General features: G+C 72.6%; 23 protein-coding genes. 13 read left to right on the top strand and 10 right to left on the bottom strand.

Going from position 1 to position 26,993, the window contains the following annotated elements; all coding sequences use genetic code 11:
* Positions 1–51 precede the first annotated feature (51 nt).
* A complete protein-coding gene (locus ACRYCC_RS19465; RefSeq protein ID WP_433814008.1) occupies positions 52–651 on the top strand; it encodes a TetR/AcrR family transcriptional regulator in 600 nt (199 codons plus the stop codon).
* Positions 648–2,333, top strand: coding sequence for an acyl-CoA dehydrogenase family protein (locus ACRYCC_RS19460; RefSeq protein WP_433814006.1), 1,686 nt, complete (start codon positions 648–650; stop codon positions 2,331–2,333). Before ACRYCC_RS19465 ends, ACRYCC_RS19460 begins: the two co-directional genes overlap by 4 nt.
* A gap of 91 nt (positions 2,334–2,424) precedes the next feature.
* On the opposite strand, the gene ACRYCC_RS19455 is transcribed toward ACRYCC_RS19460, so the two are convergent.
* The 3 genes from ACRYCC_RS19455 to ACRYCC_RS19445 form a co-directional block, all read right to left on the bottom strand.
* Positions 2,425–3,669, bottom strand: coding sequence for a cytochrome P450 (locus ACRYCC_RS19455; protein WP_433814004.1), 1,245 nt, complete (start codon positions 3,667–3,669; stop codon positions 2,425–2,427).
* 33 nt (positions 3,670–3,702) lie between these two features.
* Positions 3,703–5,292 (bottom strand): FAD-dependent oxidoreductase, encoded by a 1,590-nt coding sequence (locus tag ACRYCC_RS19450; RefSeq protein WP_433814002.1) that lies wholly within the window; start codon positions 5,290–5,292, stop codon positions 3,703–3,705.
* A 160-nt stretch (positions 5,293–5,452) separates the two neighbouring features.
* A complete protein-coding gene (locus ACRYCC_RS19445) occupies positions 5,453–6,094 on the bottom strand; it encodes a TetR/AcrR family transcriptional regulator (RefSeq protein ID WP_433814000.1) in 642 nt (213 codons plus the stop codon).
* Positions 6,095–6,213: 119 nt separating this feature from the next.
* On the opposite strand from ACRYCC_RS19445, the gene ACRYCC_RS19440 reads away from it, so the two are divergent.
* A complete protein-coding gene (locus ACRYCC_RS19440) occupies positions 6,214–7,170 on the top strand; it encodes a sensor histidine kinase (protein ID WP_433813998.1) in 957 nt (318 codons plus the stop codon).
* A gap of 56 nt (positions 7,171–7,226) precedes the next feature.
* On the opposite strand, the gene ACRYCC_RS19435 is transcribed toward ACRYCC_RS19440, so the two are convergent.
* On the bottom strand, positions 7,227–7,877 hold the full coding sequence (locus ACRYCC_RS19435; protein ID WP_433813996.1) for a TetR/AcrR family transcriptional regulator: 651 nt from the start codon (positions 7,875–7,877) through the stop codon (positions 7,227–7,229).
* 153 nt (positions 7,878–8,030) lie between these two features.
* Between ACRYCC_RS19435 and ACRYCC_RS19430 the strand changes: the two genes are divergently transcribed.
* The 6 genes from ACRYCC_RS19430 (at position 8,031) to mhpA (ending at position 16,109) form a co-directional block, all read left to right on the top strand.
* Positions 8,031–8,984, top strand: a complete 954-nt coding sequence (locus ACRYCC_RS19430; protein WP_433813994.1) for a fumarylacetoacetate hydrolase family protein — start codon at positions 8,031–8,033, stop codon at positions 8,982–8,984.
* An 83-nt stretch (positions 8,985–9,067) separates the two neighbouring features.
* Entirely contained in the window at positions 9,068–10,990 is a 1,923-nt protein-coding gene (locus tag ACRYCC_RS19425; RefSeq protein ID WP_433813992.1) for an acyl-CoA synthetase, read from the top strand.
* Between the two features lie 64 nt (positions 10,991–11,054).
* Entirely contained in the window at positions 11,055–11,402 is a 348-nt protein-coding gene (locus tag ACRYCC_RS19420) for a DoxX family protein (protein ID WP_433813990.1), read from the top strand.
* A gap of 101 nt (positions 11,403–11,503) precedes the next feature.
* Complete coding sequence (locus ACRYCC_RS19415) at positions 11,504–13,270, top strand: FAD-dependent monooxygenase (RefSeq protein ID WP_433813989.1); 1,767 nt, start codon at positions 11,504–11,506, stop codon at positions 13,268–13,270.
* Between the two features lie 26 nt (positions 13,271–13,296).
* The gene (locus ACRYCC_RS19410; protein WP_433813987.1) at positions 13,297–14,442 is read left to right on the top strand and encodes a VOC family protein; all 1,146 of its coding nucleotides are present in this window, start codon (positions 13,297–13,299) and stop codon (positions 14,440–14,442) included.
* On the top strand, positions 14,439–16,109 hold the full coding sequence (mhpA, locus tag ACRYCC_RS19405; protein WP_433813985.1) for a bifunctional 3-(3-hydroxy-phenyl)propionate/3-hydroxycinnamic acid hydroxylase MhpA: 1,671 nt from the start codon (positions 14,439–14,441) through the stop codon (positions 16,107–16,109). Before ACRYCC_RS19410 ends, mhpA begins: the two co-directional genes overlap by 4 nt.
* A 35-nt stretch (positions 16,110–16,144) precedes the next feature.
* Here mhpA and ACRYCC_RS19400 read toward each other — a convergent pair whose 3' ends face one another.
* The 3 genes from ACRYCC_RS19400 to ACRYCC_RS19390 all read right to left on the bottom strand — a co-directional run bounded on the left by ACRYCC_RS19400 (position 16,145) and on the right by ACRYCC_RS19390 (position 20,114).
* Positions 16,145–17,080: an SDR family oxidoreductase gene (locus ACRYCC_RS19400; RefSeq protein ID WP_433813984.1), complete on the bottom strand. Its 936-nt coding sequence runs from the start codon at positions 17,078–17,080 to the stop codon at positions 16,145–16,147.
* A 3-nt stretch (positions 17,081–17,083) separates the two neighbouring features.
* A complete protein-coding gene (locus tag ACRYCC_RS19395) occupies positions 17,084–17,863 on the bottom strand; it encodes an enoyl-CoA hydratase/isomerase family protein (protein WP_433813982.1) in 780 nt (259 codons plus the stop codon).
* Positions 17,864–17,960: 97 nt separating this feature from the next.
* Positions 17,961–20,114: an acyl-CoA dehydrogenase family protein gene (locus ACRYCC_RS19390; protein WP_433813981.1), complete on the bottom strand. Its 2,154-nt coding sequence runs from the start codon at positions 20,112–20,114 to the stop codon at positions 17,961–17,963.
* Between the two features lie 234 nt (positions 20,115–20,348).
* On the opposite strand from ACRYCC_RS19390, the gene pgfA reads away from it, so the two are divergent.
* The 4 genes from pgfA (at position 20,349) to ACRYCC_RS19370 (ending at position 24,632) form a co-directional block, all read left to right on the top strand.
* Entirely contained in the window at positions 20,349–21,314 is a 966-nt protein-coding gene (gene pgfA, locus ACRYCC_RS19385; protein ID WP_433813979.1) for a cell envelope lipid trafficking protein PgfA, read from the top strand.
* 60 nt (positions 21,315–21,374) lie between these two features.
* On the top strand, positions 21,375–21,794 hold the full coding sequence (locus ACRYCC_RS19380; RefSeq protein WP_433813977.1) for an acyl-CoA thioesterase: 420 nt from the start codon (positions 21,375–21,377) through the stop codon (positions 21,792–21,794).
* A 101-nt stretch (positions 21,795–21,895) separates the two neighbouring features.
* Positions 21,896–23,185 (top strand): MFS transporter, encoded by a 1,290-nt coding sequence (locus ACRYCC_RS19375; protein ID WP_433813975.1) that lies wholly within the window; start codon positions 21,896–21,898, stop codon positions 23,183–23,185.
* Positions 23,186–23,357: 172 nt separating this feature from the next.
* Positions 23,358–24,632, top strand: coding sequence for an MFS transporter (locus ACRYCC_RS19370; RefSeq protein ID WP_433813974.1), 1,275 nt, complete (start codon positions 23,358–23,360; stop codon positions 24,630–24,632).
* A gap of 97 nt (positions 24,633–24,729) precedes the next feature.
* Here ACRYCC_RS19370 and ACRYCC_RS19365 read toward each other — a convergent pair whose 3' ends face one another.
* The 3 genes from ACRYCC_RS19365 to ACRYCC_RS19355 all read right to left on the bottom strand — a co-directional run bounded on the left by ACRYCC_RS19365 (position 24,730) and on the right by ACRYCC_RS19355 (position 26,569).
* Positions 24,730–25,197, bottom strand: a complete 468-nt coding sequence (locus ACRYCC_RS19365; protein ID WP_433813972.1) for a YbaK/EbsC family protein — start codon at positions 25,195–25,197, stop codon at positions 24,730–24,732.
* 9 nt (positions 25,198–25,206) lie between these two features.
* A complete protein-coding gene (locus ACRYCC_RS19360) occupies positions 25,207–25,593 on the bottom strand; it encodes an SRPBCC domain-containing protein (protein WP_433813970.1) in 387 nt (128 codons plus the stop codon).
* Between the two features lie 148 nt (positions 25,594–25,741).
* Complete coding sequence (locus ACRYCC_RS19355; RefSeq protein WP_433813969.1) at positions 25,742–26,569, bottom strand: SAM-dependent methyltransferase; 828 nt, start codon at positions 26,567–26,569, stop codon at positions 25,742–25,744.
* Between the last annotated feature and the right edge of the window lie 424 nt (positions 26,570–26,993).

Genomic DNA, 26,993 nt, shown 5'->3' with positions numbered 1-26,993 from the left:
CCCCGCGGAAAAGCCCTTGCCCAAAGAAATGAACTAAGATTCAATCTTTGTATGGCGTACCGGAGAACCGAACGGGTCACGGCCCGGCTGAACGCCTCCCGTGCGCGGATCCTGTCCGCCGCACTGGAGATCGTCGCCGAGCACGGCTACGCGGGCTGTTCGGTCGCCGCCGTCGCGGACCGCGCGGGCGTCGCCACCGGCAGCGTGTACCGGCATTTTCCCGGAAAAGCCGATCTGGTCGCCGAGGTGTTCCGTACGGCGTCGCAGCGCGAGGTGGACGCCGTCGTCCGGGCCGGTCTGCTGGAGGGCACGGCCGGGGAGCGGATCGCCTCCGCCATCGAGACCTTCGCCGGCCGCGCGCTGCGCTCCCCCCGGATGGCGTACGCGCTGCTCGCCGAGCCGGTGGACCTGGCCGTGGACGCCGAGCGGCTGGTCTTCCGGCGGGAGTACGCCCGGGTCTTCGCCACCTTCGTCCGATCCGGAGTCGAGTCCGGCGAGCTGCCCGAGCAGGACCCCGAGCTGAGCGCCACCGCGCTGGTGGGGGCGATCGGCGAGGCGCTGGTCGGCCCACTGTCCGCCGGTGCCGCCACCCCGCAGACGATTCCCGATCTGATCCTCTTCGCCCAGCGCGCCCTTGGAGCCACCCCATGACCAGCCACCCCGTGACCGACCAGCCCGCGAACGGCCCGGCGACGACCACGCACGACGTCTTCAACCAGGTCCCGCCGCTGGTGGACTACGACGCCGCGGACGACCCCGCACTGCTGGACGGGCTGGTCCGGGAGGGGGCCGGCTGGGCGGCCGCCGAGGTGCACGAGCTCGGCCGGCTGTCGGGCACCGAGCAGGCCCAGGAGTGGGGACGGCTGGCCAACGAGCACCCGCCGGTGCTGCGCACCCATGACCGGTACGGCAACCGGGTCGACGAGGTGGAGTTCCATCCGGCCTGGCACGAGCTGATGCGCGTCGCGGTCGGGCACGGCCTGCACGGCGCCCCCTGGGCCGACGACCGGGAGGGCGCCCACGTGGCCAGGGCCGCCAAGTTCTACGCCTGGCGGGTCGACGCCGGCCATGGCTGCCCGATCTCCATGACGTACGCCGCCATACCCGCGCTGCGGCGCAGTCCCGAGCTGGCGGCGGTCTACGAGCCGTTGCTGACCACCGCGTCGTACGACTTCGGGCTGCGCGCGCCGCTCACCAAGACCGGCCTGCTGGCGGGCATGTCGATGACGGAGAAGCAGGGCGGCTCGGACGTCCGCGCCAACACCACGACGGCCACCGCGCAGCCGGACGGGCAGTACCGGCTCGTCGGGCACAAGTGGTTCACCTCCGCGCCGATGTGCGACGTCTTCCTCACCCTGGCGCGGACCCCCGAGGGGCTGACCTGCTTCCTGGTGCCGCGGGTGCTGCCGGACGGCTCGCTGAACTCGATGCGGCTGATGCGGCTGAAGGACAAGCTCGGCAACAGGTCCAACGCCTCCGCCGAGGTCGAGTACGAGAACGCGGTGGCCTGGCGGGTCGGCGAGGAGGGCCTCGGCGTCCGCACGATCATCGAGATGGTCAACATGACCCGGCTGGACTGCGTGATCGGCGCGGCCGCCGGGATGCGCCAGGGCCTCACCGTGGCCGCGCATCACGCCGGGCACCGGCAGGCGTTCGGGAAGTACCTGCTGGACCAGCCGCTGATGCGCAACGTGCTCGCCGACCTGGCGATCGAGTCGGAGGCGGCGACCACGCTGATGATGCGGCTGGCGGGCGCCACCGACCGGTCGGTGCGCGGCGGCGCCGGTGACCGCGAGCACGAGACGGCCTTCAAGCGGCTGGCCCTCGCGGTCGGCAAGTACTGGACGTGCAAGCGGTGGCCGGCGCACTCCGCCGAGGCGCTCGAGTGCCTGGGCGGCAACGGGTACGTGGAGGAGTCGGGCATGCCCCGGCTGTTCCGCGAGTCCCCGCTCAACTCGATCTGGGAGGGCTCCGGCAACGTCGCCGCGCTGGACGTGCTGCGCGCCATGGCCAAGGAGCCGCAGGCCGTCGAGGCGTTCTTCACCGAGCTGGACGCCGCCCAGGGCGCCGACCACCGGCTGGACGAGGCCGTACAGGCGCTGCGCGCGGAGCTGGGCGACGTGGCGGGCATCGAGCTCCGGGCCCGCCGGATCGTCGAGCGGATGGCCCTCACGCTGCAGGGCTCGCTGCTCGTACGGCACGGCCATCCGGCGGTCGCCGACGCCTTCTGCGCGTCGCGGCTCGGCGGGGACTGGGGCACGGCCTTCGGCACCCTGCCGGCCGGCATGGACTTCTCCGCGATCATCGAACGGGCCACTCCGAAGGTCGCCTGAGCTGTCGGCGTACCCGCATCGCCACGGGGATGACGGTGCCGCATGATCGGCCATGGCGAGTCCGTGACGTGGTCTACAGGCTCACCCGGATCTACAGGCTCACCCGGACGCCGGGAACACCGCGTTCCTCGGCGGGACGGACGCGGTCGAAGGCGATGGGAAGGTGCCGTGGGCCACGGAGGACGGGGTTGGGCCGGTACGGCGGCGGGTCGGCGAGCAGGCGGGGGTTCTCCAGCCGCCGGGCCAGTTCGGTGAGCGCGATCTGCGTCTCCAGCCGGGCGAGTGGCGCGCCGAAGCAGTAATGGACGCCGCCGCCGAAGCCCAGGTGCTCGCTCTGCCCCCGGCTGATGTCGACGCGCTCGAGGTCGTGCCGGTCGGGGTCGAATCGGTCCGGATCGGGCACGTGGTCGGGATCCCGGCTGCCGGAGGCGAGGACCAGGTGGATCGTGGCGCCGGCCGGGATGGTGGTGTCGGCGATGTCGATGTCGTCCAGTGCCGTGCGGATCAGGAAGTGGACCGGCGGTTCGTAGCGGAGCAGCTCCTCGACCGCGCGGATGACGAAGTCGGGTTCGTGGCGGACCCTGCCGAGCATGTCCGGTTGCCGGAGCAGGGTGAGCATGCCGTTGGCGATGAGGTTGACGGTGGTCTCGTGTCCGGCGATCAGTAGCAGGGACGCATTGGACACCAGCTCGGCACGCGAGATCCCCTGCCAGGTGGTCTCATCGGTGACCACCGCGGAGAGCAGGTCCTCGCCGGCGACCGCGCGGGGGGCGTCGATCAGTGCGGCGAAGTACTCGCCCATCTCGGCGAGGGCGTCATCGGCCTTGCGGCGCGCCTCCTCCACCCTGCGGGCCTGCGGACCGAGGCCCTCGACCACGGCGTCGGCCCAGACGTGGAACCGGGGTTCGTCCTCCAGCGGCACGCCGAGCAGCCGGCAGATCGCCGTCACCGGCAGTGGATAGGCGAAGTCGTCGACGAGATCGAGCTCGGTCTGGCCGGTGACGTGATCGATCAGTCCGGTGACGATGTCCAGGAGGTCGGGCCCCATACGATCGATTCGGTCGGGTGTTGCCGGCGGTCCGTAGTGCCGGCACAGGATCCGGCGGATGTGGTCGTGTCGCGGCGGGTCCTGGGAGATGAAGCCTCCGAGACCCACCTCCCGGGAGCTGGTCCGCGGGTCGTGCAGCAGGGCGATGATGTCGCGGTACCTGCTGACGACGTAGCCGCCATCGGCCTCCCGCCACACGGGTTCGGTGCGCAACTCCCGATACAGCGGGTAGGGGTCGGCCCGGTGGGCGTAGTCCAGGATCTGCTCGAAGACACTCGCACCTGCCATGACGGCTCCCTTCCAGGTTGATCGGGGCGGCGCTCAGGCGCGGTCCACCAGCACGGCATGGCGCTCGCTGGGCTGGTGGCCGGTGAGGGTCACCGTGGCATGGACGGGCGGCGCCTCGCGGATCTCGGCGGGCACGGGCCGCCGGGTCGACGGCGGGTCGACGGTGCGCAACCGCGGCGGGAACGGCGCGGCCTGTTCGATGAGCCGGCCGTAGAACTCCAGCCACATCCCTTGGTCGAAGGTGACCGCGGCGGTGATTCGGCCCTGGCGGCCGTACGCGGCGACGAACCGGCGGTCTGCCGTCGATCCCTGCGTCAGCACGACCTCGTCGGCGAACGTCGGCACACCGATCGACTTGATCTCGGTGCCGAACTGGGTGGACCAGAACACCGGAAGGACTATGTGCGCCCAGCGATCCGGCCCCGCGCTGATCATGTTGTGAGCCGCCACCTCGGCCTGGTCGAACGCGTTGCCCCAGTGCTCCAGGGCCATCAACTGGTAGTCGTAGACCGGGTGCGGGAAGCGAGCCACGTCCCCCGCCACGAAGATGTCGTCGGTGACCACGCCGTTGACGTCGAACGCGCGGCAGCCCGCGTCGCAGGTCACACCCCAGCGGCCGGCCGCCAACCCGGACCCGTCGAGCCATTCGACGTTGCGCTTCGCGCCGAGAGCCGCGACGGCCACGTCGACGTCCAGCATGCTGCCGTCCGACAGCCGCGCCCGGCGAACGCGGCCGTCCGCGTCGCCTTCCAGTGCGGCCACCGACATCCCGCAGCGGAGATCGACGCCGGCCTCGCGCTGCATCTGGGCGGCGATCCGGCCGACGGCCGCGCCCAGCGCGCCGGCCAGGGGCACCGGTCCGCGGTCCACGACCGTGACGGGTAGTCCCAGCTCACAGCACTCGGAGGCGACCTCGGAGCCGATGAAACCGGCCCCGATCACCAGCACGTGCCCGGGGTGGGCGGCCAACCGTTGCTGCAGCGCGGTGGCGTCGTCGCGGCTGCGCACGGTGCAGAGACCGTCCAGAGCCGCCTCGTCGGCCTTCGGCCACGGCCGGGCCCGCACGCCGGTAGCGATCATCAGCCGGTCGAAGGCCACCTGCTCGCCGTCGGCGAGCACCACCCGCTTGTGCCGGCGGTCCAGCCCGATGGCCGGCTGCCCCAGCCGCCAGTCCGCATCCAGCCCGCCACTGCGCGGCAGCGCCGTCCGCTGCGCCGACGTCCATCCCGTCAGCGCCTGCTTGGACAGCGGTATCCGATCGTAGGGCTCATGCGGCTCGTCCCCGATCACCGTCAGCGACCCGGCGAAACCCTCGCGGCGCAGGGCATGTGCGGCGCGCAGCCCGGCCAGCGACGCGCCCACGATGACGATCCGCTCGACCCCGGCGGAGGCGTGGGGCGCCCGCGTCGTCCCGGCCGCGGTGGCCTCACCCGCCCGGTGATCCAGCACGATGGCCCGGACCGGACAGGCCGCCGCCGCCCGGAGAACCTTCTCCCGCTGACCGTCGCCGGGGTTCGGCTCGTACAGCAGGCCCTCGTCGCCGCGCATCCGGAACACCTCCGGCGCGGCAAAAGCGCACTGGCCGTACCCCTGGCACCGAGGCAGGTCGACCACCAACCTCATGGAACAAGTCTATTTCGCCTGGTCGGCGTGGACCGCGCAGCCCCGGGGCAGGGGCCCGACGAGGCCGTGCCGCGCTCTCGGCACGTACATCACCGGTCGTCATGGCAGGCCGGGGAGGAGGTGGCCGCGTTCACGCTGCATTCGCCTCCGCCCTTCGCCGTCAGAGTTCCGGCAGATCGGGCAGTGGTCGCCGGCAGATCTCGTGTGCTTCGTCGGGTGGGAGGCCGAGCATGCGCAGCAGGTCCTCGGTGACCTGGTCGGTGGCTTCGGCGTCGTCGCGTTCAGGGTGGTCGTGCAGCAGTTGGCCGAGGCACAGCACGGCGCCGTTCACGATGACCATGGCCAGTTCGGGGTCGCGCACGCTGAACCGGCCGACGCGGACCGCTTCGGCGATGTCGCGGCGGGCCCGCGGTGCCAGGTCCTCTGCCGAACCGACCGTGGCCAGGCCGTTGTTGAGCAGGATCTTGCTGAACTCGGGGTTGCGGCGGTGGAGACGCCCGGCCAGGCGGACGCTCTGCGCGAAGGCGTGGACCGGGTCGTCCAGGCCGACCGTCAGCTCGTCGAAAAGGGCGCCGTAGCGCTCGAGGGCGTCCTCCATGGCGGCCTGGAAGAGTTGCTCTCTGCTGTCGAAGTGGTTGTAGAACGACCCCATGCCCACGTCCGCGGCCTGGGTGAGCTCGAGGATCGGGACGTTCGGCTTCCCCGCCGCGATGAAGGACTGGGCCGCGCGAACGAGCGCCGCGCGGGTGCGCGTTCTGCGCCGGACCAGGCGGTTGGGGATCTCCCTGGTCTGCTCGGCCATGGCTGCTCACCTCTCCGAGATCGGCCTGTGTCCATTCTAACCGGATTGCATCAGAATTGACGGAATCGTCAGCGGTCCTTGACCGGCCCTATACGTAGGTGACGATACGTTCGAAAGTGATGATTCTATCAGAACTGAGCTCTCGGGGACCGGTCGGAGCGTACTGGGCCATCCCGGCCGTCCTGCTGATCGCCGTCGCAGCCAGCCGGAAGATCATCGATCACGCTTTGCGCCCGGTGGGCCTCATCCGCGCCGAACTGGCCGCCATCAACGCCACCGACCTGAGTACCCGGCTGCCCCAGCCGCCCGGCAACGACGAGATCGCATTGCTCATCCGCACCGTGAACACCACGCTGGAACGGCTGGATACGGCCCAGGCCCGAATGAAGGCGGCCCTGGAACGGCAGCGGCAATTCGCCGCCGACGCCTCGCACGAGCTGCGCTCTCCCCTCGCCGGGCTGCGCCTGGAGTTGGAAGAGGCGCAGCTGCACCCCGGCGACGTCGACCTGCCCGCCCTGCTGGACCACGCGCTCGGCGACCTGGACCGCGTGCAGGAGATCGTCACCGACCTGCTGCTGCTGACCCGGCTCGGGTCCAGCACCGAGGACGCGACGGCGCAGGTGAACCTCACCGAACTGGTCCAGGCGCAGGTCGCCCGCCGCGCGGACCGGCATGCGGTGCGACTGCGGCTGGAGCCCGAGGTGACCGTCACCGCCGTACCGGGCCAGATGGCGCGCGTGCTGACCAACCTGCTCGACAACGCCCAGCACCACGCCACCCGCCACGTGCAGATCGACCTGCGGCGCAGCAACGGCCATGCCGAGCTGGTCGTGAGCGACGACGGAGATGGAGTCGCGCCCGCCGACCGCGAGCGCATCTTCCAGCGCTTCGTCCGCCTGGACGCCGCCCGCAGCCGCGACCGCGGCGGCAGCGGGCTCGGCCTGGCGATCGCCCGTGACATCGCCTCCGCCCACCAGGGAGGTCTCCACGTCGAGGACGGCCCCGGCGGCGGCGCACGGTTCGTGCTGCATGTCCCGCTGCCGTCCTCATCGCCGAGGCGCCGCGCCGATGCCTGAGGGAACTCGTCGTGCGCCCTGCCCCGGGACGGGCCGAAGAGGTTGCGCCGGTCAGGTCAGGTCGGGGGCAGGGGCCGGGTGGCGATCTCCTGTGCTTCCGAGCGGGGAAGGCCGAACATGCGCAGCAGGCGGGCGGCCAGCTGATCGGTGACGTGCTCGGCATCCAGGTCGGGGCGGGTCTCCAGGAGGTGCAGCACTCCGAGCAGGGCGCCACCGGCCATGGCCACGGCAGTGCGCGGATCGTCGATGTCCAGCCGTCCGCTGTCGGTGGCGGCCTGCAGGTCACGCATCGCCTGCGGGGCCAGGCCGCCCTCGGAGGTCAGGTAGGACATGCCGTTGCGCACGATGATCCTGGCCATCTGCGGATGGGTCCGCTGCAGTCGGCCGGTCAGGCGGACGCTGGCGGCGAAGATCTCTGCTGGGTCCTTCAGGTCTCCCACCACGGAGTCCAGGAGCGCGCCGTGTTCCTCCAGGGTGAGCGCGACGGCGGCGTCGAACAGCTCGTCCTTGCTGGTGAAGTGGTTGTAGAAGGAGCCGAAGCCGACGTCCGCCGCCTCGGTGATCTCCTGAATGCTCACGTCGGCCCGCCCCTGCTCGGCGAGAAACCCCTGCGCGGCGGCGACCAGCGCGGCCCGGGTGCGTGCCTTGCGCCTGTCCAGGCGGTTGGTCGTGTGGCCGCCGGCCCTGCCCTGCCCCTCGGTAGTCATCCCTCCACCTTACTCAATAGATCAATACTGATTGTTACATCAGTATTGATGGCAGTTGTCGATTGTGTAATCATATTTGATGACTTCATCAGATGACCGGAAGGCGCTCGCGGGAGCGGCTCGGTCGACGCCGTCCAGAACTCGGGAGAGCCGATGAGTATCCAGGTCGTCCGTACCGCAGACGGCTGGTGGGTGGAGAGCAGCACCGCACGGCTGCACCCCGTCGCCACCGAAGCGGGCACCACAGCCGGCCTGCTCGCCGACCGCTCCGCCGTGCAGGAGGCCGCCGCGCGGGCCGCGGCCGACCCCGACGCCGGGCCACCCGCCCGCGAAGGGGAGCTGCTCTCGCCTGTCACCGCCCCCTGCCGGGTGGTGGCGCAGATGGTCAACTACCGCTCCCACGCGGTGGACTCGGGGTTCGACCCGGACACCGTCCCGCCCGCGTTCTTCCGCAAGGCCTCGGGGTCCGTCAGCGGCCCCTACCAGGACATCGTGCGTCCGCCGCATGTGCGGTTCCTGGACTACGAGGTCGAGCTCGGGCTGGTGATGGGGGCGGACCTGCCGGTCGGCACCGAGGTCACCGACGCCACCCTGCCGAAGTATGTCGCCGCCCTGGTCGTCGCCGACGACGTCAGCGCCCGCGACCTTCAGCTGCCCAAGACCCAGTTCTACGAGTCCAAGTCCTATCCCACCTTCACCCCGCTCGGCCCCCGGCTGCTCCTGGTCGACGGCGACGACCTGGCCCGCCTGGCCGATCTGCGGCTCACCCTGAAGGTCAACGGGGCCACCCGGCAGGACCGCACCGCCGGCGACATGATCGTCCGGCCCGCGCATGCCCTCGGCCTGCTGGCCCGCTTCCAGACCCTGCAGCCCGGTGACGTCCTGCTCACCGGCACACCCGGTGGTACGGCCCTCAGATCCCCGGGCAGGCTGCCGGCCACGCTCGGCGCCCTGCTGCCCCCGCACAAGCGCTGGCAGATGTTCTTCGCCCGCCAGGCGAAGAACCCCGACTACCTGAAGGACGGCGACGTCGTCACCGCCCGCATCGCGACCGACGACGGCGTACTCGACCTCGGCGAGCAGCGCACAGTGGTGCGCGCTCGCTGACGGCTCCCGGGCCCCGAGACCGCCGCCGCGGCTGCCCCGTACCGGGCCCCTCCCCTCATCCCTCACCTTCCAAAGGCGCACCAGTGACACCCACACCCACCGGCCTGCTGTGGCCCGCCTACGACGGCCCCGCGGACCTGCCCGCCATCGAGGCCGTCCCGCTGCACGAGCGCGGCCTGCCCGCCACCACCTACGACACCCTGCAGCGCGCCGCCCGCTTGTGGCCCGGCCGCCCGGCCCTGACGGTGCTGCCCGATGCCGAGCGCTTCCTGCGCCCCGCCACCACGACCTTCGCGCAGCTGCGCGACCAGGTGCACCGCACCGCCAATCTCCTGCGCGCCCTCGGCGTCACCCGCCGCGGCGCCGTGGGCCTGCTCTCGCCCAACACCGCGGAGCTGCCCGCCGCCCTGCTGGCCGCACAGGCCGCCGGCATCGCCGCCCCGGTCAACCCGGGCCTGGCGCACGAGCACGTCGAGCGGTTGCTGCGGCGCGGCGGGGCGAAGGTGCTCATCGCCGCGGGCCCGCAGTTGGACCCGCGGGTGTGGGCCACCGCCAGGCAGGTCGCCTCTTCGCTGCGCCTGGACGCGCTGCTGGCCCTGGCCCCCACCGCGGACGACGGCCCCGCCCCCGCCCTGGAACCGGTCGAGGGGGTGCGCGTGGGCCACCTCGCGGAGCTGGCCGCGGCGCACTCCGCCGACCGGCTGGTGGACATCGAGCCGCCCGCCGCCGAAGACCTGGCGGCCTACTTCCACACCGGAGGCACCACCGGCACCCCCAAGCTCGCCGCGCACACGCATGCCAACGAGGTCGTCGACGCCTGGATGCTGGCCGCCAGCACCGTTCTCGACGAGAACTCGGTGATGTTCGCGGCGCTGCCGCTGTTCCACGTCAACGCCCTGATCGTCACCCTGCTCGGCCCACTGCTGCGCGGCCAGCAGGTGGTGTGGGCCGGACCGCTGGGCTACCGCGATCCCGAGCTGTACGGACTGTTCTGGCGGCTGGTGGAGCGCTACCGCATCGCCGGCATGTCCGGAGTGCCGACCGTGTACTCCGTGCTCGCCCGCATCCCCGTGGACGCGGACATCTCCAGCCTGCGGTTCGCCGCCGTCGGCGCCTCCCCGCTGCCGCCCGCCGTGCGGGACTCCTTCCAGGAGCACACCGGTGTCCCGCTGTACGAGGGATACGGCCTGACCGAGGCCACCTGCGCCTCCGCCCGCAGCTTCCCCGGCGACCCCCGGCCCGGCACGGTGGGCCAGCGCCTGCCCTACCAGCGGGTCAAGACCGTGCAGATCGACCCGGACACCGGCGAGTGGCACGATGTGCCGCCCGGAGCGACGGGGGTGCTGGCCGTCAGCGGTCCCACGGTCTTCGCCGGCTACGTCGCCGGGCACACGCCCCACGGGCCGCGCCTGGAGGCCGCGGGGAAGATCCGCGACGGCTGGCTGGAGACCGGTGACCTGGCCCGCGTCGACGCCGACGGCTTCATCTCCCTCGCCGGCCGCGCCAAGGACCTCATCATCCGCGGGGGCCACAACATCGACCCCGCCGGGATCGAGGACGCCCTCCTCGCCCACCCCGAGGTCACCGCCGCCGCGGCGGTCGGCCGCCCCGACCCGCACGCCGGCGAGGTGCCCGTCGCCTACGTCGTCCTCACTCCAGGCGCCCGCGTGGACCCCACCGGCCTGCTCACCTGGGCCGCGGAGCGGGTCCCCGAGCGTGCCGCCGCCCCGCAGGAGGTGATCGTGATCGACGCCGTCCCGCTCACCGCCGTCGGCAAGCCCTACAAGCTCGGCCTGCGCCTGGATGCCACCCGCCGCGCGATCCACGCCGAACTGGCCGCCCAGGGCGCCGGCTGTGCCCTGGAGCGCATCGACTGCCGGCCCGACGACGGAGGTGTCCGCGTCGAGGTGCCCGCCCCTTCCGACGAGGCGGTGCGCCGTAGGGTCACCGCGGCCCTCGACCGGTACGTCCTGAACTGGCAGTACGCCCCCCGGCCCGCCACCTGACCCCGGCCGTGCCCCGCTTCCGGCGGCAGCGAGCCGGGCCCTCCGCACAGAAAGAGCGACCTCCATGAGTGCCACCTCCGTCCTGGCCGTCGTCCTCGCCGGGATCTTCCTCCTGTTCGGCGCGGCCAAGCTCGCGGCGGTCCCCGCGATGCGCCAGGCCGCGGCCCACGTCGGCATGACCACCGCCCACTACCGCCTGCTGGGCGCGCTGGAGGTGGCGGCGGCGGCCGGGCTGCTGGCCGGGCTGCGCGTCCCCTCTCTCGCCGCCGCCGCCTCAGCCGGCCTGATCCTGCTCATGGCCGGAGCCGTCGTCGTGCACCTGCGCAGCGGCGATCCAGCCGCCCGCTGCCTGCCGGCCGCCGTCATGGGCACCCTGGCCGCAGCCCATCTCGCCCTTTTGACCGCCGGCTAGCCGGCCTGTGGCCGGCGCCGTCACCGCGCGAGGCCGTGACCGCCCGGCCGCCGCCCCGGCACCGGAGCAACACCATGAGCCGCGACACCCACGGAGTATCCATGTACGACCTCGAAGTCCCCGTCCTCATCGTCGGCGGCGGCGGCGCGGGACTGACCGCCTCGATGCTGCTCAGCCGCATCGGCATCGAATCCCTGCTGGTCACCGCCTGGCCGAAGACCTCGATCCTGCCCAAGGCCCACGTCCTCAACCAGCGGACCATGGAGGTCATGCGCGACGTCGACGTGGCCGACACCATCTACGCCGCCTCCACCCCGGCCGAGCAGATGTCCCACACCGCCTGGTACGTCGGCCTGGCCGGCGACGGCGATGACCGGGGCCGCCGGGTCGCCAGGATGGAGGCCTGGGGGGCCGGCGGCCACTCCCCCGAGTGGCTGGCGGCCAGCCCCGAGCGGCAGGCCAACCTGCCCCAGATCCGCCTGGAGCCGGTCCTGCGCGCCCGCGCAGAGGAACTCGCCCCCGGCCGGGTCCGCTTCCACCACGAGGTGACCGGGCTCGCCCAGGACGACGAGGGCGTCACCGCCACCGTTACCGACCGCGACACCGGCGAGACCTACCGGGTGCGGGCGCGTTACCTGCTGGGCTGCGACGGCGGCCGCACCGTCGGCCCCGCCGTGGGCATCGTCCAGGAAGGCGTGCGGGACCTCGGCCGGGTGGTCTCCTTCCACCTGTCCGCCGACCTGTCCCGGTGGGCGCGCGACCCCGAGGTGCTGATCCGCTGGCTGTGGCTGCCGAGCCTCGGCATCCCCGGCGTTCTGGTGCCCATGGGCCCCGACCACTGGGGCCCCGAGTCCGAGGAGTGGGTCTTCCACCTCAACTACGGGCCCGAGGACCACCACGCGCTGGACGACGACGCCGTGCTGGCCGACATGCGGACGGCGCTGGGCATGACCGGGGAGCAGCCGACGGTGCACATGATCTCCCGCTGGTCCCTGGAGGGACTGGTCGCCGACCGCTACCGCGTCGGCCGCGTCCTGATCGCCGGAGACGCCGCGCACCGCCACCCGCCCACCGGCGGCCTCGGCCTGACCTCGGCCATGCACGACGTCCAGAACCTCACCTGGAAGGTCGCCGCAGTACTGGGCGGCCATGCCGGCGACGCCCTGCTGGACACCTACGAGGCCGAGCGGCGCCCGGTGGACGCCACCAACGTCCAGCGCTCGCTGGAGAACGCCGTGAACCACATCGCGATCAGCGCCCTCTTCGGCGGCGGGCCGGAGGCCGGCGAGGAGGAGAACCGGCGGCAGGCCCGCCGGCTGTGGAGCGAGGATCCCGCCGACGCCGGCTTCCGCCGCACCTTCCTGGCCACCGTGGCGGCCCAGTCCATGGAGTTCGACGAACTGGGCGTCGAGTTCGGCTACACCTACGAGTCCGCGGCGATCGTCCCCGACGGCACACCGGCACCCGAGAACCCCGACCCCGTCCGCATCTACCGGCCCGCCGCCCGCCCCGGCCACCCCCTGCCGCACGCCTGGCTCGAGGACGTCGACGGCAACCGTGTGGCCCTGGCCCGGCTGGTCCGCCCCGGCCGCTTCCTGCTCATCGCCGGCGAGGAGGGCCTGGCCTGGTGCGAGGCCGCCGAGAAGGTCGCCGCCCAGAGCGGCCTGCCGCTGGAGGCGATCCGTGTCGGCCACCTCGACGGCGACTACCGCGACCTGCGCTCCACCTGGACCGCCGCCCGCGGGCACACCCCGCAGGGCGCCGTCCTGGTGCGCCCCGACCGATTCATCGGCTGGCGAGCCCGAGGTCCGGCCACCGACCCGGTCGCCGAGCTCACCACCGCACTGGACACCCTGCTCGCACGGTAGGACGCAGCACCGGAAGGGAATCCGCCATGAACGACCCCACACCCACCCCCGTCCCCACGGCCGACGCCCATCAGGGCATGCACAGCGAGCAGGGCGCCCTGCGCGGAGATCACCCCGGCCGCGCGGCCCGGCCCGTCATCAAGGTGGTCGACCTGGCCTGGCTGGAGTTCACCCGGCCCGACCTGGACCGCACCGAGACCTTCGCCCACGACTTCGGCTTCACCACCGCCGCCCGCACCGATGACAGCCTTCACCTGCGCGGCGCCCGGGCGGGCACCCACTGCCTGGTGATCCGCCGCGGCCCCGCCCCCCGGTTCGTCGGCCCCGCCTTCCAGGCCGCCGACGCCGCCGACCTCGACCGCCTGGCCCGCGCGACCGGCCACCGGGTCAGGCCCCTGACCGAGTACGGCGACGGGCTGGCGGTGGACCTGCTCGACCCCTCCGGCCTGCCGGTCCGCGTCGTGCACGGCGTCACCGAGCACCCGGCGCTGCCGCCGCGGCGGCCCCTGCCGATGAACGTCGGCACCACCGCTCCCCGGGTCAACGCCACCCAGCGCCCGCTCCGCAGGCCCGCCCAGGTGGAGCGCCTGGGCCACGTGGTCCTCTCCACCCGCGTCTTCCGCCGGGCCCTGGACTGGTACCTCGAGAACCTGGGCCTGATCGTCAGCGACTTCCTCTACCTGGACGGGCAGCGGGACCGCGGCCCCACCATGGCCTTCATCCGCTGCGATCGCGGCGGCGAACCGGCCGACCACCACACCCTGGCCATGCACCTGGGCCCCGGCACCGGCTACGTCCACTCCGCCTACCAGGTCGCCGACCTCGACACGCTGGCCGCAGGCGGGGAGTACCTGCGCGAGCGCGGCTACCGCCGCTCCTGGGGCATCGGCCGGCACATCCAGGGCAGCCAGATCTTCGACTACTGGCGCGATCACGACCACTTCATGCTGGAGCACTTCACCGACGGCGACCTCTTCGACAACACCCTGGAACCCGGCTGGGCCGCCATGTCCGCCTCCGGCCTGGCCCAGTGGGGCCCGCCGGCCACCCGGGACTTCCTCGGCACCCGCCCCTCGCCCGGCCTGCTGGCCCAGGCGATCGGCGCCCTGCGCGAGGACAACGAGATCGACCGCGCACGTCTGCTGGGCCTGATGAAGGCCATGAGCTCGTGACCACCACCGCTCCCGAGCACGTGCCCGTCGTGGTGATCGGTGCCGGGCCCACCGGGCTGACCGCCGCCACCCTCCTCGCCCGTCACGGCGTGCCCGTCCTGGTCCTGGAGCGCCACCGCGCCCCGTACCCGCTGCCGCGCGCCGTGCACCTGGACGACGAGGTGCACCGCATCCTGCAGGCCCTGGGCGTCCACGAGGAGTTCGGCGCGATCAGCCGTCCCGCCCGCGGTATGCGACTGCTGGACGGCTCGCACCGGGTGCTGGGGGAGTTCCTGCGCGACGACCTGTGCGGTCGGCACGGCTTTCCCCAGGCCAACATGTTCGACCAGCCCGAACTCGAGCAGCTGCTCCGGGACAACCTCGAGAACCATCCCCTGGTGACGCTGCGCGGAGGTATCGAGGTCACCGCCGTCTCTCCGCCCCCGCACAGCGGCGCTCCGGTGGAGGTGTCCCTCCGCGACGAGGACAGCGGTGTCTCCCGGACGCTCCTGGCCGACGCGGTCCTGGGATGCGACGGCGCCAACAGCCTGGTCCGCGCCTCCATCGGCTCCCGGATGCAGGACCTCGCCACCGCCCAGCAGTGGCTGGTCGTCGACATCCGCTGCCGCCTGCCGCCGCCCGCCTGGGACGGCGTCCACCAGGTCTGCGACCCGCGGCGGCCGGCCACCTACATGCGCGTCGGCGAGGACCGCTACCGCTGGGAGTTCCGCCTGCGGTCCGCCGAGCCGCCGGAGGAACTCACCGACCGCGGGCGGCTGCTCGAACTGATCGCCCCCTGGACGACAGGCATCCCCGAGGACGAACTGCAGGTCGTGCGCACCGCCACGTACACCTTCTGCGCACAGGTCGCGGACCGCTGGCGGCATGGCCGCATCTTCCTGCTCGGCGACGCCGCCCACCTCACGCCGCCGTTCATCGGCCAGGGCATGGGCTCGGGTCTGCGTGACGCCTACAACCTCGCCTGGAAACTCGCCCGTGTCCTCACCGGCCGCGCCCCCGAAGCCCTGCTGGACAGCTATCAGGCCGAACGCCGCCCCCACGCGCGGCAGCTGGTCCGCACCGCCGTGGTCATCGGCGCCCTGATGACCGGCGGTGGACCGGGCGCCGCGCTGGCCCGCAGGGCCGCCCTGCCCGCCGTCTCCCGCCTGCCGGGCGCCTCCGGGCTCGTCCTGTCCGCCGTCGGCCCGGCACTGCGGCCGGGGCCCCTGGTCCGCTCCCGTCCCCGCCGCCGCCCCGGCCACCCGCGTCCCGGGACCCTGTGCCCTCAGCACCCGGTCTCCGACCCCGGCTCCCGCCCGCGCCCGCTGGACGACCTGCTCGGCGAACGCTTCGCCCTCCTGGCCGCCGCGCCGCTCAGCCCCGCCCTGCATCGGCTCGTCCGAGCGCTGGACGCCCGTGTCATCCACCTGCGGGACCCCCGGTGCCCGCGGCTCGGCACGGGCCGCGGCGACCTCCGAGCCGATCCCGGCGAGACCGCCCTGGTCCGCTGGATGGGCACCGCAGGCGCCGTCCTGCTGCGTCCCGACCGGGTCGTCCTCGCCACCGCGGCCCGGCCCCGGCCCGGCCGGGCGTGCGGAGACGACCTGGCGGCCGCCGCCGCGGCCTGGGCGCCACTGCTGGGCCTCCACGGCCATGTCGCGGTGGCGGCGGCCCCGGAAGGCCGGTGACGGCGGCCGAGCCTCCGCGGAGGTGCTCGGCCGGGTCAGCCGGCGAAGGGTCCCCTCCCCATCTGCTCGCGTACGGTCACCACCGGGGGGTTGGTGAGCGTACGGCGCTGCCAGTTCGCTCCGTCGACGACCAGCGTGTGGCCGGAGACGAACCGGGCGTAGGGCGAGGCGAGGAAGGTCGCCGCCCAGCCGAGCTCGCGCAGCCGCCCGACCCGCATCGCGGGCTGGCAGAGGTCCTTCTCGCTGGAGCGGCCGAGGTTCTCCTGGATGTCGGCGGTCATGTCCTCGTGCGGGAACATCCCCGGTACGAGCCCGTTGACCTGGATGCCGTACGGCCCCCATTCGACGGCGAGGGTCTCGACCATGTTCTTCACCCCGGCCTTGGCGGCGGCGCTGTGCGCGAAACCGGGGCCGCCGGTCCAGGCGTACGACGCGCCGACGTTCACGACCGACCCCGGAGTCCCCGCGGCCAGGTGCCGCCGGGCGAACTCCCGGGTGACGAAGTACGTCCCGTTGAGGGTGATGTCCACGACGGTGCGCCACGCGTTGGGCGACATGTCCTCGGCCGGGACGGGGAAGTTCGCGGCCGCGTTGTTCACCAGCACGCCGGGCAGGCCGAGCCGCTCCTCGGCGGCGTCGAACGCCGCGGCGATCTGTGCCGGATCCCGGATGTCGCACCGCACCGTGACCACCCGGGCGCCGAGGGCGGACATGGCCGCCTCGGCGGCCTCGAGATGGTCGTCCTTGCGGCTGGCGACCACGAGGGCGGCGCCCAGCCGGGCGAACTCCGTCCCGATGGCCTTGCCCAGCCCGGTGCCCCCGCCGGTGACCAGGACGACGGTGCCGTCGAAGGTGCCGGACGGCAGTGCGGACGCCCCGGCGGGCGGTGGCTCGGGCAGACCCCGCGGTGGCCGCTCCTGCGGTGGCCGGTCCTGCGGTGGCCGGTCCTGCGGTGGCTGGTCCTGGGGCATCGGTCAGCTCCCGGTGTAGTGCGGCGGACGGGACTCGGCACGGGCGGCGCGGAACTCGGCGTAGTCGTCGGACTTGTTGACGAAGGTCTGGGCGATGAGCTCCTCGGCCATCGAGGCGCGCACCTGCGGCTCCGCGAGGTGCGCGATCACCCGCCGCGCCATCTTGATCGTGACGGCGGGCGCCGCGGCGATCTTCTCGGCCATCTCCCGGACGACCTCGTCGAGCCGGTCGGCGGGCACGACGCGGGAGACGACGCCATGGGCGTAGGCCTCGTCGGCGCCCATCGGGCGGCCCGTGAGCACCAGGTCGGAGGCGACGCCGTGGCCGCAGATCTGGAACAGCCGGGCCACGCCACCTGTGTCGGGGATCACTCCGTGCCCCGTCTCGGGCAGCATGAAGCGGGCGCCCTCGGCGGCCACCCGGATGTCGCACAGCAACGCGCGCTGGAACGCCGCGCCGATGGACCAGCCCTGGCAGGAGACCAGGACGGGGGCGTCGAGGTCGAAGAGCTGCCGCACGCCCTGGTGCCCGCGCGACATCAGCTCATGGTGGGTCCGCTCGGCTCCGGAGCGGCCGATCGAGGACACGTCCCGGCCGGAGGAGAACGACCTGCCCTCCGCCCGCCAGATCACCGCCCGCAGGTCCCGCCGACCGCGCAGCTCTCCGAGCATCTGCCAGAGCAGCTCGTCCATCTCGTCATCGAAGGCGTTGTGCTTGTCCGGGTTGTTGTTGGTGATCGTCGCTATCGAGCCCGCGTAGTCCAGCAGCAGCTTGTCGGCCATGGCACCTTCCGTCGTCGATCCGTCCGGTCGTCGATCCGTCGTTCCGTACAGGGCTCGTGCGGGCTCGCGGCGGCGGTCCCCGCCGCCGGGCCCCGCGTCATTCGCGCGGCAGGCGCAGCACGCGGTGACCGACGATGTCCCGCTGGATCTGCTCCGTGCCTCCGTAGATCCCGGCGGCCCGGGACCACAGGTAGTCGGTGAGCACCGGGCCCCCGGCCCGCTCGGCGCCGAGCAGCGCGTCCGCGCCCGCCAGGTCGAGGCGCAGCCTCCGTACGCGCTGGTCGACGCGGGTGAGCAGGAGCTTGTCGATCGAGCCCTCGGGGCCGGGCGAGGTCCCGGCCACGCGGCCGATGAGCCGCCCGCGCACGTGCAGCTGGAGCGCGCACAGCCAGGCCTCGGCACGTCCCACCTCGGCCGCCGCACCGGGCCGGGCGGAGCCGGTGCCGCGCAGGGCGGCGACGGAGCGGCCGAGCCGTGAGATCCAGCCGATGTCGGCGGGGCCGCGCTCGTAGCCGAGCATCGTCATCGCGATGCGCCAGCCGTCGCCCGGCTCGCCCAGCAGATCCGCCCGCGGCACCGGTACGTCGTCGAAGTACACCTGCGCGAACTCCTCTGTGCCGAACGCGGTCCTGATCGGCCTGGCCTCGACGCCCGGTGCGCTCATGTCCACCAGCAGCACCGACAGGCCGTCACGGCCGCCTTCCGGCCCGGTGCGGCACAGCAGGAGACAGCGGTCGGCGTCGAGGGCGTCGCTCGTCCAGATCTTGGTGCCCGTGACGAGGTACCCGCCGCCGGGGCCGGGTCCGGCCCGGGTCGTGACCGCGGCCAGGTCCGAGCCGGCGCCGGGCTCGCTGAAGCCCTGGCACCAGCGCACCTCGCCCGACAGCAGCCGCGTCAGGTGGCGGTCCCGCTGCCCGGCATCGCCGAACAAACGCAGCGCGTTGGCGATGTGGCCGATCGGCGGTGCCGGCGGAGCCTGGGCCGCGCCCAGCTCCTCGTTGACGATCGCCTCGTAGACCGCCGGGCGGCCGTGCCCGCCGTCGCCCGAGGGGAAGGAGACCCCGACGTATCCGGCCGCGTACAGCGTCCGATGCCACGCCGCCGCCCCGCCGGCACCGGCCGCCGGATGCGCCGTCAGCCAGCCCCGCAACCGGTCCCGGAACACGGTCTCGTCCGGGGAGTCGAGCAGGTCGAGTCGCGCGTCGAGAGCGTCCGGCGCGCTGAAGCAGCTCTCCGGGCCACCGAACAGCCGCCGGCCGAGCAGTGCCCGCCGCAGCCGGGCGTGGGCGAGATGTTCCCAGGTCAGGCCGGTACCGCCGAGCAGCTGGATCGAGGTCTCGCACACGTCGACGGCGATGTCCGCGCACAGCGCCTTGGCCACCCGGGCCATCCGCCGCGCGCCGGCCGGGTCGACCTCGTCGACGCAGCGGGCGGCGTGCCGCCAGATCGCCTCCGCTGCGGCGAGCGCGACCTCGGCGTCCGGGGCCAGATGGCGTACGGCCTGGAAGGCGCCGACGGGGCGGCCGAACTGCTCGCGGGTACGCACATGGGCCAGCGCCTCGTCGAGCGCGCCCCGCGCGGTGCCGGCCAGATCCGCCGCGAGCAACGCGCACGCGAACGCCTCGGCCGCCGCGGCCCCGTCCTCCGCCAGCTCGCCCAGCACCGTTCCGGCGTCGGCCTCGGCGCCGACGCCGCCCGTGAACGCCAGGAACCGGGTGAGGTCGGCTCCCGGCACCGGCGCACCCGTCGGCACCGACAGCAGGCATCCGTCCTGGACCGTCAGCCCGTGCCGTGCTCCCGCGGCGTCCACGACCAGCCCCGTGCCGGGCCTCCCCCAGCCATCCAGCTCACGGTTCAGCACGTACGCCGCGCGCTCGCCCGCGGCCGGGACGCCCGCGATCCTGCGTAGTTCGGCGGCTATCTGGCGCGCCGTGAACGGGACCGCGACGAGCCCCTGGGCCAGCCCGTACGCGACCAGCGCCACCTGAACGGCCGTGGCCTCCGCGCCGCCGTGCTCCGCGGGCAGCCGCATCGTCAGCAGCCCGGCCCGATCGAGCGTCTTCTCGGCATGTGACGGCTCGGCATGTGACGGCTCCGCATGTGACGGCTCGGCATGTGACGGCTCCGCGCCCCGCGGCCCGGGCCGCGGAAGGTCGCCGACGGAGTCCGGGCGCAGGTCCCGGACGAGCTCGCCGACCGTGGCGGCGAGCAGTGCCTCCTCGGCCGTACCGCCGGGCGGTCGAACGGACATGGCTACTCCTGAGCGAACCCGATGACACTCGGCCAGTGCCTGGCGGCTGCCCGGAACTCGGCATAATGTGTTCCACGTCACTTTTGATTCGAATAGAATCATATATCAAATAGTTAATTCCCTGTCGCCTTCGGAAGGCCCCCCGGCCTGCCCCGGGCATCGCCACTCACTGATCCGGGCCGCGCACCCACCCCCGTGCGCGCCCGTCACACGCCCGACATCGAGGAGGCGGCAGTGCGGCACTTTGTGGGCTTGGTTCTTACCGGATTGGGTGTCTTCCTACTGGTCAGCGGGGTTCTGATCCGCTTTTACGCCGCGCCGCGGCTGGTCATGGCGCCGACGGACATCTACCAGATCACCACGCTGCGAGCCGAGAACGCGACCTACTTCGACGCCGCCTCGCTGAAGGTGCGCACCGGGGTGACGATCACCGCGACCAGCACCGTCCGCGGCGACGTCAAGGCAGGTCACGGCGACATCGCGGTGTGGGACTCCCTCACGATGGTGCAGGATCTGGACAACGGCAGGACGGTCGACATCCGGCCCCAGCGAGTCGCCTTCGACCGGCGAACGGCCGAGCTCACCGCGTGCTGCGGCGCCTCCGCACCGGCCGGCGGCGACGTACGGCAGCCGGGGATCGGCCTGTTCTGGCCGGTCGACGTGGCCAGGAGGAGCTACCAGCTGTTCGACGCCCAGACCGGGCGGACGTGGCCGATCCGCTACGACGGCGAGGAGTCCGTGCGCGGCGTGCGGACCTACCGCTTCGTCCAGCACATCCCCGCCACCCGGGTGACCGGCAAGGCGCTCAGCGTGCCCGGGGACCTGCTCGGACGCAGGGCGAAGAGCGGATCCGTGGCCGTCGACCGTTACTACCAGGCGGACGTCACGTACTGGATCGATCCGCGCACCGGGGCCCCGCTGAACTCCCGGCAGAAGGTGCTCTCGACGCTGCAGGCCCAGAAGGGCCCGGGCCGGCTGGTCGTGGCCGACATGGACCTGCAGATGACCGACGCGTCGCAGCGCGGCCTGCTGGCCAAGTCCGAGGAGGGCGCCGACGGCATCCGCGCGGTGCGGACCCTGGGCCCGCTCGCCTGCCTGGTGACCGGGCTCGTGTCGGCGGCCGCCGGACTCGGGTTCGCCCGCCGGAGAAGGCGCGCGCCTCGGCACACGGCCGAACTCGTTACCGGGATCCGCTCCTAGGTACGCTGCCGTCCCAAGGCGACTCCGGCGCCTCCTCGAGCGCGCCGCCCAGAAGATCGGATGAGCGTGTTCAGCACCCCCGTCGTGGTCCGTGGCTACGAGCTGGACGTCCAGGGCCATCTCAACAACGCGGTGTACCACCAGTACGCCGAGCACGCCCGCTGGGAGTGCCTGCACGCCGCCGGGGCAGGGCACGACGAGCTGCTCGCCGCCGGCATCGGGCCGGTCCAGCTCGAGGCCACCATCAAGTTCTTCCGTGAGCTGCGCGCCGGTGACGAGGTCGAGGTGACCTGCGAGTTCACCTGGGGCGAGGGCAAGATCTTCCACCTGGGCCAGGACTTCCGCCGGGCCGACGGCACCCTCGCCGCCTCCCTCACCAGCGTGTTCGGGATGCTCGACCGGACCGAGCGGCGGCTCGTCGCCGATCCGGCGGGACGTCTCCGCGCGCTCGCCACCGATCCCGCGGTGCTGGGCCTGTAGGCCCCGGCCGGCCCTGCCCGTGGGCAGGAGAGTGCAAAACGCTCCCATGCCGCCGGGGTTCGCGGGTAGAGCAGAGGCAGCCTCGCGGAAGGAGCCCCGACATGGCCGTCCCGCTCTTAGCCGACCTTCGCGACCAGGCCCGCGGTCTCGACCGCGACCAGCGCAACGCGTTCCTGGCCGCCCTGCTCGGCTGGACCATGGACGCGTTCGACTACTTCCTGCTGGTCTTCGTCATCACCGAGATCGCCGAGGACTTCGGCACCTCGGTCGAGAAGGTCACCGTGGCCACGCTGCTCACGCTGGCCGCCAGGCCCCTGGGGGCCCTGCTGTTCGGGCTGTGGGCGGACAAGGCCGGGCGGCGCGTACCCCTCATGGCCGACGTGCTGTTCTACTCGGCCGTCGAGGTGGCGTCGGGATTCGCCACCTCGCTCACCATGCTGCTGGTCCTGCGGTTCCTGTACGGGATCGGGATGGGCGGCGAGTGGGGCCTGGGCGCGTCCCTGGCCATGGAGAAGATCCCAGCCGCCAAGCGCGGGCTCTACTCCGGCCTGCTCCAGCAGGGGTACGCGCTGGGGTACCTGCTGGCCGCGGTCGCCTACTTCGCGATCACCCCGTTCTTCGGCTGGCGGGGGCTGTTCGTCTTCGGTGCCCTCCCCGCGCTGCTCTCGCTGTACGTGCGCTACCAGGTGGCCGAGTCGGAGGTGTGGGAACGCACGAACGCACGGCTGAAGGCGACCCGCACGTCGCTGCGCTCGGTGTTCCTGGAGCGGACGGTGCTGCGCCGCTTCTGCTATCTGGTGCTGCTGATGACGGCGTTCAACTTCATGAGCCACTCCACCCAGGACCTCTACCCGACGTTCCTCAAGAAGGGCCTGGGCCACACCCCGGAGTACGCCGTCGCCATCGCGATCATCTACAACGTCGGCGCCATCATCGGGGGGATCCTGATCGCAGCCCTCTCGGAGCGGTACGGGCGGCGGCGGGCCATCGTCACCTCGGCGCTGCTGGCGCTGCTGATCGTGCCGCTGTACGCCTACTCCCGGACGACCGCGATGCTGGCACTGGGCGCCTTCCTCATGCAGTTCTTCGTCCAGGGGGCGTGGGGCGTCATCCCCGCGCACCTCACCGAGATGTCACCGGACGCGATCCGCGGCTTCTATCCCGGCGTGACCTACCAGCTCGGCAACCTTCTTGCGGCGGTCAACCTGCCGCTGCAGGAGCACCTCGCCGGCGCGCACGGGTATCCGTACGCCTTCGCCGTGGTGATCGTGCCGGTGCTGCTGGCGGTGGCGGCCCTGACCGGCTTCGGCCGGGAGGCGCGCGGCGTCGAGTTCGGCCGGCGACCGGCCGAGGCCGCGCGGAGCGGCCCGGTCGAGCAGAACTCGGCGTGACCGCAGCCCTGATCGGCGCGGGGCCGATCGGCGCGCGTGCGCAGCACACCGCACTCTGGACGGGTATCCGCAGTTCACGGCCTCGGGGTAGTCTGCCTCGGCCGAGTACGTGCGCACGGCCCATGGCCCGCGCGCACGGCGTCCACCCCTCGGCACGAGAGGTAGCCGTCGTATGGACGCCGAGGTCGCCGCCGAGAAGGGCCCGCAGGCGAAGCACGCGCCGGGGCCAGGCGACGAGCCGGTGCCGGCGAGCTGGATCGTCAGCCTCTCACTGGCCATGCTCGGTCTCTGGCTGGCCGCGCTGAGCCCCTTCCAGGCACTGCTCCCCCGCCAGATCGAGGCGATCGCCCGCGCGTCCGGGCATCCGGGCGACAAGAACTCGCTGCTGGCCTGGGCCACGGGTCTCGCCTCCGTCGCGGCGATCCTGGCCTGCCCGATCGCCGGGGCGCTGTCGGACCGCACGATCTCCCGGCTGGGCCGGCGCCGGCCGTGGGCGCTGGGCGGCGCCGTGGTCTGCGCCGCCGCGCTGGTCGCCCAGTCGCTCCAGACCGGCTTCGCCGGGTTGGTGCTGTGCTGGTGCCTGGTGCAGGCGGCCATCAACGCGATGTACGCCGCGCTGAGCGCCACCGTGGCCGACCAGGTGCCGGTCCGGCAGCGGGGCCTGGTCTCGGCCCTGGTCGGGCTTCCGGTCCCCGTCGGCCTGATCCTGGGGACCCTGCTGACCACCACCGTGGTCCGCGGGACGGTGTCGGGCTATCTGCTGCTGGCCGTGCTCGTCGTCGTGCTCCAGCTGCCCTTCCTGATCTGGGGCCGGGACCCGGTCCTGGCGGCGCGGGAGCCGTTCGTGCTGCGCCGTTTCCTGGCCGACTTCAGGTTCAGCCCGCGCGCTCATCCCGACTTCGCCTGGGTCGGGGCGGGCCGCTTCGCGATCCAGCTCGGCAACGCCGTCGGCCTGCTCTATCTGTACTACTACCTCCAGGACGTGCTGCACCGGCCCGATCCGGCGCAGAGCGTGCTCACCCTCGTCATCATCTACACCCTGTCCGCCATGGTGATCAGCGTCGTGGTCGGCCGCTGGTCGGACCGGACCGGACGGCGCAAGCCCTTCGTCATCGGCTCGTCGGTCATGATGGCCGGCGCGGTGCTGGTCTTCGCCCTGGGCGAGGACTGGACGGCCGCGATGCTAGCCGGCGCCGTCCTCGGGCTCGGGTACGGGTCGTACCTCGCGATCGACAACGCGCTGATCACCGAGGTGCTGCCGGACGAGCTCAGCCGCGGCAGGGACCTGGGCCTGATCAGTGTGGCCAACACCGGGTCCCAGGCGCTGGCGCCGGCCCTCGCCGGGCCGGTCGTCGCGCTGTTCGGCTACAGCGGGCTGTACGTGACCACAGGGGTCATCATCCTGCTCGGCGCCGCGCTCATCCAGCCGGTCCGCTCGGTCAGGTAGTCCGCCGGGCGCCCACGCGGCCGGGCGGGCGTGAAGTCGGGCGGGCGTTCAGTCGGCGGGGAAAGCGAGCCGGGCGTTCGGGCGGGTCGTGGCGGGATCAGTCGCCGACCTCGGCGACGAGCCCGTCGGTGATCCGGACGAGTTCGTCCAGCGAGGTGGGGAACATCGTGTGCTCGTCGCCGCCGCCGGCCCACACCACCTCGTGCTTGCCCAGCCAGGCGTCCACGACGGTGCGGAGCACGGTCGGATGGCCCACCGGCGCGACCCCGCCCACCTGCTGACCGGTCGCCATGGCGACGAACTCCGGGTCCGCGCGCTTCAGCTTGCCGGTGCCCAGCAGCCCCTGCACCCGTTTGGTGTCCACCCGGTGCGCCCCGCTGGTCAGGACCAGCAGGGGTTCGCCGTCGACGGCGAAGATCAGGCTGTTGGCGATCGCGCCGACCTCGCAGCCGAGCTGGGCCGCGGCGGCCGCCGCCGTCGGCGCGGGCTCCGGCAGCTCCCTCACCTGCCCGCGCACTCCGAGAACGCGGAGAACCTCGGCGACGTGGCTGGCGGTGGCATCCATACACACACGCTAACCAAGATCATGACTCACGGCATCCGATTTCCCCGGCGACTTACGGCCGGTAACGCCCCTTCCATGCTGTTCGTCCCCGATGACTTCCCTGTGCCCCAGGGGCTCGCCTCCGGGCCGTTCCGGCCGGAGCCCGGAGGTCTGCACGATCCGGCCGGGCGCCTGAACGTCGTGGAAGACGCCCTTGAACCCGTACTCGGCGCCGTGATCGACGTACCGCCGGCGTCCACCCGGCTGGAGGTCCCAGCGGTCGATGACCAGGGAGGTCGCTCCGCCAATTCGGCGACGCCGCCGGGCGAACGGAATATGCCACCTGACAATGGCCGGTCGAACATCGGTCAATACCGTTCGAACCCATCCGCGGGCAATGGCCGCGGACCCGGTCACCACCGCCGGTCGGCGGGGCACCGGTGACCGGGCACACCCGGGGGAAGGCCGCCGAGGTCAGGCCGCCGGCGATCGGCACGGGCCGATGCGCGCGACGATCGGAATTCGCTCCACGGAGAGCGCAACGGCCGATTTCCGGAGGCGCGATTCAGGCTTTGAAGGCGACGCCGCCGTACATGTGGACGTGCCGGTCCTCGGCCTTCGCCGCCAGGTCATCGGGATGCCAGTGATTGACGAGCACCACGCCGGGGTCGATCAGGTTGAGGCCCGCGAAGAAGCATTCCACTTCCGCCCTGCTGCGCGCCTTCGTGGGAATGCCGCGGGCGTTGTAAGCGGCCACGCCCCCGTTGACCTCCTCGGGAGCGCTGTCGGCCGTCACCGTGGAGAGCGCCAGGAAACTGCCCGGCGGCAACGGCCGCACGAGCCGGTCCACCACGGCGTGCGCCTCGTCCTCGTCGGGGATGAACTGCAGGATCGCGATCAGGCTCAGCGCGATCGGCCTGGTCAGGTCCAGGGTCTCGCGCAGTTGCGGAGTGCCGAGGATGGTGCAGGGATCGCGCAGATCGGCGTCGATGTAGGTGGTCCTGCCCTCCGGCGTGCTGGTCAGCAGCGCGCGGGCGTGCACCAGCACGATGGGGTCGTTGTCGACGTAGACGACCCTCGACTCGGGGGCGGCCTCCTGGACGACCTCGTGCAGGTTGGGCGAGGTGGGCAGGCCGGTGCCGATGTCCAGGAACTGGCGGATGCCCCGCTCGGCGGCGAGATGGCGGGCCACCCGGCGCATGAAGTTCCGATTGGCCCGCATGGACCTGGGCAGATTGCGCCAGTCCTCGGTGATCGCCGCGGCGGCGGCACGGTCGGCCGCGAAGTTGTCCTTTCCACCCAGCAGAAAGTCATAGATCCGCGCCGAGTGGGGCACGTCGGTCTTCAGGTCAGGATAATTCTCCTCGGCGAGGTACGTACGATCGTGTTTCATCCATTCCGAGCCGCCCGGCACATCCATCCCTCTCGGCCGCGGGAGGTGATTGACCGTATGCTAACGCAAACCTGATTTAAATCCTCCTTAAGCCGCGTGCGACTACGAACCCGGCCGCACGGGACGATGAAGGGTCTTGACCGCCTCACCGCATGACGGGTAAAGGGCATCGCCGAACCCCGGGAGCGGTGGAGTCACCGGCCATTACCGGTCCGTACCACCCCCCTTTCGCACCCAGGGCGTGCGCCCGCCGGGCGGCCACGGCGCGCAGGCCCGGCCGGGCCGGCCGGCAACCGCCCGGCGGGCGCCGCGACACCGGAACGCCACGGCCGGTTGCGGCCAGTGGCGGGCCGCACCGGCACCGCTCGCCCACCCGTGTCACCGGCCACTCACCGGCCGCGGCGCCGGGGCGGTGGGGCACCGG

The organism is Actinomadura scrupuli (genome assembly GCF_050971785.1).
Lineage (GTDB): Bacteria > Actinomycetota > Actinomycetes > Streptosporangiales > Streptosporangiaceae > Actinomadura_E > Actinomadura_E scrupuli.
This window is presented reverse-complemented; position numbering and strand designations above follow the sequence as displayed.